The organism is Pseudoalteromonas rubra (genome assembly GCF_005887115.1).
GTDB lineage: Bacteria > Pseudomonadota > Gammaproteobacteria > Enterobacterales > Alteromonadaceae > Pseudoalteromonas > Pseudoalteromonas rubra_F.
Genome location: NZ_PNCJ01000036.1, coordinates 89,355 through 100,696 on the forward strand (window position 1 = coordinate 89,355; position 11,342 = coordinate 100,696).

11 protein-coding genes and 1 other RNA gene are annotated in these 11,342 nt (G+C 48.4%); 7 read left to right on the forward strand and 5 right to left on the reverse strand.

From position 1 onward, the window contains the following. Positions 1-2: 2 nt before the first annotated feature. Positions 3-554 (forward strand): NAD(P)H:quinone oxidoreductase, encoded by a 552-nt coding sequence (gene wrbA / locus CWB98_RS19700; RefSeq protein WP_138546388.1) that lies wholly within the window; start codon positions 3-5, stop codon positions 552-554. Next, complete coding sequence (locus CWB98_RS19705) at positions 551-1,003, forward strand: DUF2069 domain-containing protein (protein ID WP_138546389.1); 453 nt, start codon at positions 551-553, stop codon at positions 1,001-1,003. The genes wrbA and CWB98_RS19705 overlap by 4 nt, the downstream gene beginning before the upstream one ends. Positions 1,004-1,069: 66 nt before the next feature. Here the strand turns inward: CWB98_RS19705 and CWB98_RS19710 are convergent, their stop codons facing one another. After that, the gene (locus CWB98_RS19710; RefSeq protein ID WP_138546390.1) at positions 1,070-1,393 is read right to left on the reverse strand and encodes an RnfH family protein; all 324 of its coding nucleotides are present in this window, start codon (positions 1,391-1,393) and stop codon (positions 1,070-1,072) included. Next, a complete protein-coding gene (locus tag CWB98_RS19715; protein ID WP_138546391.1) occupies positions 1,390-1,827 on the reverse strand; it encodes an SRPBCC family protein in 438 nt (145 codons plus the stop codon). The genes CWB98_RS19710 and CWB98_RS19715 overlap by 4 nt, the downstream gene beginning before the upstream one ends. A 129-nt stretch (positions 1,828-1,956) precedes the next feature. Between CWB98_RS19715 and smpB the strand changes: the two genes are divergently transcribed. After that, positions 1,957-2,436, forward strand: a complete 480-nt coding sequence (gene smpB / locus CWB98_RS19720; RefSeq protein ID WP_046004234.1) for an SsrA-binding protein SmpB — start codon at positions 1,957-1,959, stop codon at positions 2,434-2,436. 64 nt (positions 2,437-2,500) lie between these two features. Here the strand turns inward: smpB and fabB are convergent, their stop codons facing one another. Continuing rightward, entirely contained in the window at positions 2,501-3,715 is a 1,215-nt protein-coding gene (gene fabB, locus CWB98_RS19725; protein ID WP_054017108.1) for a beta-ketoacyl-ACP synthase I, read from the reverse strand. 180 nt (positions 3,716-3,895) lie between these two features. On the opposite strand from fabB, the gene mnmC reads away from it, so the two are divergent. After that, positions 3,896-5,881 carry a bifunctional tRNA (5-methylaminomethyl-2-thiouridine)(34)-methyltransferase MnmD/FAD-dependent 5-carboxymethylaminomethyl-2-thiouridine(34) oxidoreductase MnmC gene (gene mnmC / locus CWB98_RS19730; RefSeq protein ID WP_138546392.1) on the forward strand — a complete coding sequence of 662 codons (1,986 nt, stop codon included), beginning with the start codon at positions 3,896-3,898 and terminating at the stop codon, positions 5,879-5,881. Between the two features lie 44 nt (positions 5,882-5,925). Here mnmC and CWB98_RS19735 read toward each other — a convergent pair whose 3' ends face one another. Then, complete coding sequence (locus tag CWB98_RS19735; RefSeq protein WP_138546393.1) at positions 5,926-6,801, reverse strand: flagellar protein MotY; 876 nt, start codon at positions 6,799-6,801, stop codon at positions 5,926-5,928. Positions 6,802-7,079: 278 nt separating this feature from the next. Here CWB98_RS19735 and rnt point away from each other — a divergent pair, with 278 nt between their 5' ends. Next, positions 7,080-7,745 (forward strand): ribonuclease T, encoded by a 666-nt coding sequence (rnt, locus tag CWB98_RS19740; protein ID WP_138546394.1) that lies wholly within the window; start codon positions 7,080-7,082, stop codon positions 7,743-7,745. A gap of 49 nt (positions 7,746-7,794) precedes the next feature. Here rnt and CWB98_RS19745 read toward each other — a convergent pair whose 3' ends face one another. Further along, positions 7,795-9,429: a DUF342 domain-containing protein gene (locus CWB98_RS19745; protein ID WP_138546395.1), complete on the reverse strand. Its 1,635-nt coding sequence runs from the start codon at positions 9,427-9,429 to the stop codon at positions 7,795-7,797. A 587-nt stretch (positions 9,430-10,016) separates the two neighbouring features. Here CWB98_RS19745 and ssrA point away from each other — a divergent pair. Beyond that, positions 10,017-10,373, forward strand: a transfer-messenger RNA (tmRNA) gene (ssrA, locus tag CWB98_RS19750). Between the two features lie 312 nt (positions 10,374-10,685). Further along, on the forward strand, positions 10,686-11,297 hold the full coding sequence (locus CWB98_RS19755; RefSeq protein ID WP_138546396.1) for a tyrosine-type recombinase/integrase: 612 nt from the start codon (positions 10,686-10,688) through the stop codon (positions 11,295-11,297). The last annotated feature ends 45 nt before the right edge of the window (positions 11,298-11,342 follow it).

Here is an 11,342-nt window from a genome sequence, read left to right on the forward strand (position 1 = left end):
CTATGCCTGAGATCTTAGTTTTATATCATTCCAGCCATGGCTCTGTTGCAGCCATGGCGCATGAAATTGCAGAAACCCTGGAGTTTCATGGCGCACAAGTCAGACTGCGTACTTTTGTCGCAAAACAAGCTCATGACATTGTGGTGTCTAAGCAAGATCTCATTGACTGCGATGCACTAGCCTTTGGCACACCAACGCGCTTTGGCATGATGGCATCGCAGGCGAAAACCTTCTGGGAGACAACCAGTGATATCTGGCTTAAAGGCCAGCTTATCGACAAACCAGCCTGTGTATTTTCATCCTCCAGCAGCATGCATGGCGGTAATGAAGCGACCTTACTTAATCTCTCACTGCCACTGCTACATCATGGCATGCTGTTGATGGGTGTCCCGTATGATGTGCCTGAGTTGCTGTCAACCACCAGTGGTGGCACGCCCTATGGCGCAACCCATGTCGCCGGCATGGACAACAGCAACGAGCTGACAGACACTGAGCTGAAAATCTGCCGGGCACTTGCAAAACGACTGTTTACCATTAGCAATAAATTATCATGAGCCAGATCCCTAAAAAACCTGTTACAAAACGCTTTCAGGCCTCAGCCCTTATCGGGTATGTTGGCTTGTTAATTCTCATGCCCCTGTGGTTGTTTGTGTTGGCACCGCGTGAAGGCTACAGCACAGGCTTTGTATTTGCAGTATATATTCTACCCCTGCTGTTCCCACTAAAAGGCATTATTCAGGACAAACCTTACACCTATGCCTGGGCCAATTTCATTGTGCTGATCTACTTTACACACGGGCTCACCTTATTATGGGTATCTCCTGAAGAAATGCCTTTGATCTTACTCGAGTTGTTTTTTGCCACCTGTATGTTTATTGGCTGTACGTATTACGCCAGACACAGAGGCCAGGAACTGGGATTGAAAATCCGCAAACTGAAGCAAGACTTAGCGGATGAAAAGGCAGCTTACGAGCAAGGTGAGCAGAAGGACGAAGAGAAATAAGTTACGCAGGCCACAGCGCATAAACGCATAAATCAGTGGCCTGATGTTATCTATGCATTATAAGCATTAGTTCGACAGCGGGCGGCCACCGGTTATTTTATTGGCACGCCCTTCCTCTTTGGCTTTTTCAGCCCGGCGGCGACGCGCTTCTTTGGGGTCGGCTATCAGCGGACGATACACCTCAACCCGATCTCCGTCGCGTACCACATGATTTAACTTTACCGTTCTGTTCCAGACACCCAGGCTCAGATTGGTCGGATCAATTTCCGGGCAACGCTCTAAAATACCACTTTGCAGCACAACCTGCTCTACCGAGGTGCCTTCAGCCACATCAACACTGAGTGTTGTGGCCTTTTCGGGCAAGGCAAATACCACTTCAACCTGGATCATGAGCGCACTCCGTATACAGTTTTAGCCCGCTGTGTAAAGGCCGATACCATGTTCTTCGCCACTTCATTGAAAATACGACCAAACGCCAGCTCAATTAACTTGTTGGCAAATTCAAACTCAAGCTTCAGGCACACTTTACAGGCCTGCTCATCCAACTCAATAAACTCCCAATATCCATGCAAGGATTTGAACGGTCCGTCGACCAGCTGCATTCTGACTCGGTTGCCTTCATACTGATTCTTAGTCGTAAACCATTTGGTCAGGCCCGCCTTAGAGATTTCTAGGCTTGCAGTCATGCCCTGATCCGAAGTATCAATCACCCGCGCCCCGGAACAATGAGGCAAAAATGCGGGGTAAGCGTCAACATCATTGACCAAGTTAAACATCTCTTGTGTGCTGTACATCACTAACGCACTTTTTTCTACTTGTGGCATACGCTCTCCAAACTCTAACAAAGCGATTTTACCAAGGTTTTCAAGATTTATCTTGTTTGTGACAGTCGACTGGGGGAAAATAACCACAATTTTTGATCCGCGCCGATATACAAGGTAGACTACGCCATTATGGCAAAGAAAAAACCAAACAAATCAAATAGCAATACCATAGCGCTGAATAAAAAGGCGCGTCATGAGTATTTTTTACACGACAAGTTCGAAGCCGGTATTGAACTCCAGGGCTGGGAAGTAAAAAGCATCCGAGCTGGTAAGGTCAATATCACCGATACTTATATTCACCTCAAAGACGGCGAAGCCTTTTTGCTTGCCAGTCAAATTCAACCGTTAAACAGCGCCTCAACGCACGTTATTTGCGACCCTATGCGTTATCGTAAGCTGCTGCTTAAAAAGCGTGAAATTGACCGCCTGATCGGTGCAACCGAGCGCGATGGCTTTTCACTGGTCGCCACCGCCATGTACTGGAAAAAGTGCTGGGTAAAACTTGAGTTCCATTTGGCCAAAGGTAAGAAGATGCATGATAAGCGCGCCGACATCAAAGACAGAGACTGGTCGCGTGACAAAGAGCGTCTGATGAAACACAAAGCTTAACGGCTGTCAGACACCCATAAAAAAACCGCCTTTTGGCGGTTTTTTTGGTTAATGACAATCGCCATTAACCCTTATACTTTTGCATCACCAAAGTCGCGTTGGTGCCGCCAAAGCCGAAGCTGTTAGACATCACAGTGTTCAGCTCACGCTCGCGCATTTCAGTCACAATATCCAGACCTTGTGCCTGCTCGTCCAGCTCATCAATGTTGATAGACGGTGCAATGAAGTTATTTTCCAGCATCAGCAAGGAGTAAATCGCTTCGTGAACACCTGCAGCACCCAGCGCGTGACCAGTCATTGCCTTAGTCGCACTGATCGCCGGAGAATTGTCACCAAACAGCTCCTGGATAGCACCCAGCTCTTTCACATCCCCAACCGGCGTTGACGTACCATGGGTGTTCAGGTAGTCGATTGGACCTTCGAGATCCTGCATAGCTTGCTTCATACATCTCACAGCACCTTCGCCAGACGGTGCAACCATGTCATAGCCATCAGACGTTGCGCCGTAACCTACGATTTCAGCATAGATGTGCGCACCACGTGCCAGTGCGTGCTCAAGCTCTTCAACCACGACGATACCGCCACCGCCGGAGATAACGAAACCGTCACGGTTTGCATCGTAAGTACGTGACGCCGTTTCTGGTGCTTCGTTATACTTGGTAGACAATGCACCCATCGCATCGAATTCCATAGCCAGGGTCCAGTGCAGCTCTTCACCACCACCGGCGAAGATCACATCTTGTTTGCCCAGCTGAATTTGCTCTACCGCATTACCAATACAGTGCGCAGAAGTCGCACACGCAGAGCTGATAGAGTAGTTAACACCTTTAATTTTAAACGGTGTAGCAAGACAGGCAGACGCAGTACTGGCCATAGTACGCGGTACCATATAAGGACCAACGCGCTTAACGCCTTTCTCGCGCAGAATGTCTGCGGCTTCAACCTGATACTTAGATGAACCACCACCGGAGCCAACAATAAGGCCAGTACGCTCATTAGACACCTGCTCAGGTGCCAGACCTGAGTCTTCAATCGCTTGCGCCATTGAAATATAAGAAAATGCAGCTGCATCTCCCATAAAGCGATGTGCTTTACGGTCAACCAGAGACTTTACGTCAATATCCAGCTTGCCCGATACCTGGCTACGCAGATTCATGTCTGCGAACTCTTGGTTAAAAGCGATACCACTTTTACCCGCTTTCAAAGATTCTAGTACTTCTTGCTTGTTGTTACCGATGCTTGACACTACACCGATACCCGTAATAACGGCTCTTCTCATGGGTAATTCCCTTAGGACTTTTTAAATTTACGCGTATTCTACGCTGAAACCAGGCACCAAGTGGTCAGCTTTCCAGCGTACACACGTACTCTGAACTGATATTTGTTAAAATGCAACGGACGAACGCAAATAAAATCCGTAAAATAGGCACCAATTCAGTAGCGAACTTTTAGACACCTTATGATACGCAACGCCCAGATACACTTTAACGACGCAGGCACGCCGGTCGCAAACAGCTTTGACGATGTCTACTTTTCGAACGACGACGGCCAGGCAGAGTCGGATTATGTTTTTTACACACAAAACAAGCTCAATACCCGATTACTTAACCATGACAGGGACCACTTTGTGGTTGCCGAAACCGGATTTGGCACAGGGCTGAATTTTCTTAATACCTGGGCTCAGTTTCAGCGTCTGAAAACACAGCGCAACGTTCAGCGTCTTTATTTTATTTCATTTGAAAAATACCCCATCAAGATTGAAGATTTACGACAAGCCTTAAAAGCATGGCCAGATTTGTCGGATCAAGCACAGCAATTGTGCGCACAATACCCGGATGCCGTTGAGGGCTGTCATCGTCTTGAGTTTGATGGCGGTGAGGTCATTCTGGATCTGTGGTTTGGTGACGTGCATGCCTCTTTGCCTAAGCTCTCGTACGCGCCCAGTGGCCTGGTGGATGCCTGGTACCTGGATGGCTTTGCCCCGAGCAAAAACCCGGATATGTGGCAACAATCTCTGTTTGATGCCATGGCAGCGCTGAGCCGTGATAATGCCACCTTCGCCACCTTTACCGCTGCGGGCTTTGTCAGAAGGGGCTTGCAGCAAGCGGGGTTTGACTGTCAAAAAGTCAAAGGATACGGTCGTAAACGGGAAATGGTGATCGGTCAGTTTAATAAGGCGAATCAGCAAGCAACCAACCCTGAATACTATCGTCACTCACCTCGCAAGCTCAAGCGCGCTGCCATCATTGGCGGCGGGATTGGTTCGGCCTGTTTAAGCTACCAGCTTGCCAAGCGCGACATCAGCACCACCTTGTTTTGTAAAGATGAAACCCTCGCCGGTGGTGCATCACACAACCGCCAGGGCGCCGTTTATCCTAACCTGCAGGCCGAATACAGCACCACCAGTGAGTTGTATGCCTTAAGCTTTTTATACGCGCGGCGTTTTTATCAGCAAATCGAAGCAGCTGGCTTTAGCTACGATCATGACTGGTGTGGTGTATTGCTACAAAGTGTGACCGATGGCAAACGGACACAACACCAGAAAATTGCCAGCAGTGATTTGTTTCCAGAATCACTGATACGCCATGTCTCGGTAACAGAGGCACAAAAGCTGGCCAATATAGACACCCCATTTGATGGCCTGTTTATCGAACAGGCCGGCTGGGTAAGCCCACCGCAGCTTACTGAAGCAGTCTATAATGCTGCGCAGGCGAAGTGCCCTGGCCAGCAGCATTTTAACGCGGATGTCAGCGAACTCGACAAGCGCGAGGATGGCTGGTATTTACACGTAAATAAGCAATGGCAGGGCCCGTTTTCCGACGTTTTTGTGTGCGCAGGCGAACACAGCGATGGGTATCCTCAGACTCAGCACTTGGGGCTCCACGGCGTGCGCGGTCAGGTTTCTCATATCCAGGCCGGCGAAGCCTCTTCCGGGCTCACGACGGTGTTATGCCACAAAGGATACTTTACACCCAGCCTGCAGGGCGAACATTGTATGGGGGCGACGTTTGAAAAATACAGCAAAGGCCGGGAAGTCACCGAGCAGGATAATGCCACCAACCGCGCTCAGTTACAGGGCTTTTATGGCGATACGCAGTTTGATCAAAGCCTGGGGGAGATCACAGGGGCCAAAGCGGCGGTACGTTGCTGCTTTAACGACCACTTCCCCATGATAGGTCAGGTGCCGGATCCAACCAGTCTGTGCGACGCTTTTGCGAATCTGCGCCGAGGTAAACATCATGATTTTGAACCATTAACGCAACCCCATGAAGGTCTGCATGTAGTGACCGGATTTGGCGCACGCGGATTGTGCAGTGCACCGTTGGTAACTGAGCACCTGATTGCTGCGCTGTGTGATGAACCCCGCCCGCTTAGCGAGCGACTGAATCAGGCACTGCACCCTGCCCGCTTTGTGGTTCGGGATTTGATCAGGAATAAAATCTAAAGAGTGTGTAATGCCACCAGGCTCCCAAAACGGGAGCCTTACTATTATGGTTTGGAGATTTGGATGACCACGCGGCGGTTTTTATCACGCCCGATGGGTGTATCGTTCGGCGCAACATGACGTTTCTCACCAAAGCCATCAGTGACAATTTTGTCTTCAGGTATGCCTTTTGACGCCATATAGGTTTTAATTGCTTCCGCACGCTTTTTCGACATCGCCATATTGACTGAACGGCCGCCGTAGCTGTCTGTGTACGCCGAAATATAAATTGACTCAATTTCGGGATCATTATTCAGATACTCGCCAATCATATCCAGGCGTTTGCGCGACGACTTGGTGAGCTCGCTGCTGTTAAACTTATAATTCATCACCGTAAAGGCAATATCTTCAAAGCTGTATGGCAGTAAATTGTCGCGGCACTGCAAAAACTCCCAGTAGGCGTTTTTAAAATTCACCGAAGACAGCGCTACTGAGATTTGATCGTGCTGGTTTTGCCAGTCCTGATAATAAAAAGTGGGATAATACCCCTTTTCAAGCTCGGTCAACATTTCCCAAGAGATATCGTTGGTGAGTTCACCATCAAATTTTTTCAACAGTTTCATCTGACCCATTACCCGGGCCGGCATACCCGCGCGCCAGGCAGGCGGCACCGATTCCAACCCGGCAAAGTCGTAACTATCGGGCCTTACAACCATATCCAGATTAAAGGTCAGGTCTTTGTTTTTACTTGCGGTTGCTGAGAAAATGGCTTCACCGTAATAAGGGACTTCATGTGATAAAGCGCACGACAATCGGGTGGTCCTGTCGACAAACCATTGCGAGCTGTCTGCCGTGGCAGAGTATTGCCGCATTGCGCCCTGTGCCTGAAGCGTCAGGATACTCAATGTCGTGGCAATGATCAGGTTTGTATTAAACTTCACGCTTTTACTCCGCTTTGAACAAAAATACCGAACGAGACGCAGCGACCGCAAACAAGGCAGCCTTTAGTTGGCGTCTTACTGAAAGTCAAAGCAATAATCGTGCCTTAAATCTAAGCTCCTGAACGGCAGAGTTCTGACACCAGAGCCTTAAACGGTACACCTGATATGACGGCTGTACTGCTACCTATGCACACTGAAGCAGGAAACGCGCCACTAAGTTCGCATCTTTAATTCTGATCAGTATAATAGGCCGCTCAAATTAGTAAACCAAGCAGATTATGGCAGAACAAGAGCAAACCCTATTCGCAAAGCGCTTTCGCGGCTTTTTTCCCGTCGTCATTGACGTTGAAACCGCAGGCTTTAATAAAGACACCGACGCACTGCTGGAAATTGCGGTCAGCATGCTCAAGATGGACGACCAGGGCCTGCTCAGCCTGGACCACACGGTTCATTTCCATGTTGCGCCTTTTGAAGGTGCCAATATCGAACAATCGGCAATCGACTTCAACGGTATAGACCCTTTCAGTGCCTTACGCGGCGCAGTAGACGAAGAAGAAGCAATCAAAGAGATCTGTAAGGCAGTACGCAAAGCCCAAAAGGCCGCGGGCTGTCAGCGCTCGGTGGTGGTGGCCCACAATGCCGCATTTGACCACGGCTTTTTAAATGCTGCCATCGAGCGCTGCAAAATCAAGCGCACCCCGTTTCATCCGTTCGTGAGTTTCGACACCACTTCGCTTGCAGGGCTGGCACTGGGCCAGACGGTACTGGCCAAAGCCTGTCGTACCGCGGGGATTGAGTTCGACAACAGCCAGGCACACTCCGCACTGTATGATACCGAACGCACCGCAGAGCTGTTTTGTCATATCGTAAATAAGTGGCAGGCACTGGGTGGCTGGCCATTACCTGAAATGTCAGAGGAAGAGGATGACGAATCGGCTCAATAGCCGAGGAATGACATCATGCGCGATACCCGCCACAGGTATCGCGACAATATTATTGTGTAGCAAATTCCTGAGTGATCTTACCCTCATCAAGCAATACCGAATGCGGCGGATAAATCCGCGAAAATGATTTACTGTCTCTGGCAATGGTGAGTTCGATCCCCGGATGCATTAACTCGTTGATTTTGATCCGGCTCATCTTTAATAGCCTTGCCAGCTTGTGCTGTACCAGCTTCATATTGCGTTGATTACGTGCATAATGTTTGCTGAGTTGCTGCTCATTCACAGCCAGTTTACTGAGATAGGCGTCACGTTTAGTAGAAGCTGGCGCTTTCTGCGCTTTGATTTGGGCCCGTTTCAAGGCAAGGGTTTTATCGGTAAGGCGCTTTTCAAGATCTTTAAATTCTTGTTGTTTTTTCTTCAGCATATGCCAATCCTGCGCCAGCGCAATGCGCGTTCGGGTACCCGAAGGTGCACCCACTTCACCCGCTTCAATACGCATGGCATCGTATACTGTACCGCCGATCAATTTACCTCTGGGCGTATCCCCTTTGCCGACCCGGATCATGCGCTTAGCTCTGAGATCGCAGTGTAATACCTGACGTTCAATCAACAGATCCTGCTCAGACTCAATATGGCAGTACTGTGCATAACCAATGGAAACGGTGCGTTTTGCTTTTATACAACAACTGAAGTCTTCGCCTTCTTCGCGTTTACGACCTATCACGCCCAGCATAACTGTCACCGCGCCATTGCTTTCAAGGTGTGCAGATTCAACAAAGCCAATCACGGTGATATCGCCAGACGCTTTAATTTTCATGCCGTCTTTAACATCACCACTGACGATCACACTGCCATCAAACTCAATGTGACCCGTCGTTACATCCACCTGGTCATAACACAGTACGTCATCCACACGAATACCGCGTGGGATAGCCACGGGCACCCCTTTGGAGTCAGCAATTAACAGGTTGGGATCATCGGGAGAGATTTTAGTGCCTTCCGGTACTTCCAGAGCAAAGTCTTTGCCCTGTTTGGGCTCAAGCACATCACCAAATACAGAATACCCTTCTTCGCCTGGCGTTGGCGGCACACGCTTCATCAGCGGGCTACCCGGACTGACGGTAATGATGGCACCGAGGTCGCGCATATCAACCTTGCCACCGTCTTTTTGTTGCGGGCTTAAAACTCTGTCCTGCGCTGTCATACATAAACGGACAAATCTGGCGTCAGTGCCATCTTTGGCACGCTGACCATGGGCAACAATGCCACTATAGACACTACCAGGAGACTGCTCAAACTGCTGACCTAAAAAAGTATCCAGTGCTTGCTTGCTGATCCCGCGTTTTACCCCAGCTGATTTTAGCGCTTCACGGGCCTGCTCCATGGTCACCATTTTGCCGCCCCGTGCTGTCGTCAGTCGAGCTTCGGCCATCATATTGTTGTCGTCGACCCGAATAGACAGCTCGGCGTCAACCGCCTTAGCTACAATTAAGGAATCCTTTTCTCTATCATCCGACGGCGAAAACAACTGCCCGATATTGGCATGTATGATATCAAAGTCGGCATAAGGAGAGCTTTCCAGCGCTTCAACAAGCTGCGCGGAACTGGCCGGAAATCCGGTATTTGCAGGGTGTTCGTTAATTGTAACGTACCCTGACTCCTCATCAAAATGAAACAAAGACATCACTTACTTCCCGAAAATTATGCATGATGTTATTAAATTTATTATGCACTACCAGGTCTATACATAGGGCTAGGGCCGCTGCGTAACCTCTAATACTGTATTGCATCCTTGCTGACAATCTGTATAGAGTCTAAACAGAAAACAGCCTGTTATGCCGTCGCCATAAAAGCACGCATGCGTTTTAGTGCGCCAACATCAAGTCCCATCATTTTACAGTTGTACCTATTTATGCAAGCTGTTCTTGGCAAACAACAAAAATAATTTGGAAAAAATACAACCAAAGTGCTATATTTCCCATAATCTAAGATGCAGCCAAAATTCGAACCTAGCTAAAACGGGTACGAACCGGTCAAACTGACTTACAGCGACAAGTTAAAACAACCATCGCCTTGCCTTATTTGAGCACAACCTTCCCTAATTGTTAAGCCCAACCAGTCGCTCAACTACACAAAATATAAACGATTGTAAATGAGACTTGAGTATAAAACCGCCAAGTAGTTCTTATCACTGTACTTATCGGCAAACTTAGCTTGAGCTTTAGGGATTTTATTGGGTATAATCACACTTACTGACTGAAAGAGATTTCAGGGGCTGATTAGGATTCGACAGGATTCATGAAGCCTGAGGTGCATGTCGAGGGGCGGTTGGCCTCGTAAAAAAGCCGCATTTAAAGTAATCGCAAACGACGATAACTACGCTCTAGCGGCATAATAGCCCGCTAGCACTCCTCCATGAAATGCTTGTGGTTCTGGTTCTGGAGTGTCACCCTACACAAGATCGCTACGGAAACCCTGGCCGGGGTTGAAGGGCTAAAACTAAGCGGCCTCGCCTTTACTTATCGTGTTCGTCCGAGACTTAAAGGTTAACCAAAAGACGATACTAAACATGTAGGACCGAAGGTCGACGCTTTCTGGACGGGGGTTCAAATCCCCCCAGCTCCACCAATAAATAAGCCTCCGCATTTGCGGGGGCTTTTTTTATGGGTTTTCCAGTAGGAGCTCTGCACAATGCAAGACCTGACCCTAAAGCCCGACAGACAGGGTTCCATATAACAAAAACTTCTTTAATTTATATTTGAAAGTTGATAAAGGTATAATAACTGCGTACTCAGCAAGGATCTAATGGTGCGTCCCATCACACTTACAGCCTGTTGAATCCTTGCTAATCTATTTATACGTAACGGGAAAATGGATTATGCCAACTTTCAAATAAAAGTTAACAAGCTCAAAAATTTGAGATGTTTTAAAAGACTGCGAATGCCCAAAAGTAACAACAGCAACCATCCTAAACGGGGCTCTTCGATCAAAGTTCAGCCCATCCGAACACGCCAAGCAATCAACACCATCAAAGCCCATTTAAAGCATCAACCCAGAAACCTTTGCTTATTTACCCTTGGCATCAACACGGCCTATAGGGCCAATGAATTACTATCACTCACCATAGGGCAAGTCGTACATCTGCAAGCGGGTGAATACTTAGAGCTTAAACAATCCAAAAACAAACAGTACCGCCCTATCACGTTAAACACCTCAGCCATCACCGCAATACAAAGTTGGCTAGAACACCACCTAAACCGCTTAGACCCCTCCGCCCCTTTATTTGTGTCATTCCGAAGACTTAGGAAGCCACTCACAGTGCCAGCGTTAAATCGGCTGGTTAAAAGCTGGTGCGAGCATGCAAAACTCAATGGAAACTTTGGCTCACACACGCTCAGAAAAACATGGGGGTATCATCAACGCATCGAAAATCATGTGTCAGTAGCACTGCTAATGCGTGCATTTCGCCACGCGACCGAAGCCCAAACCTTAGACTACCTTGGCATCATCCCCGATGAGATCAAGGATACGTATTTAACGCTAGAGCTGTAAGAATTCGATCAGGCTAATGGTTGGAACTGTTGTGATTCAATAAAA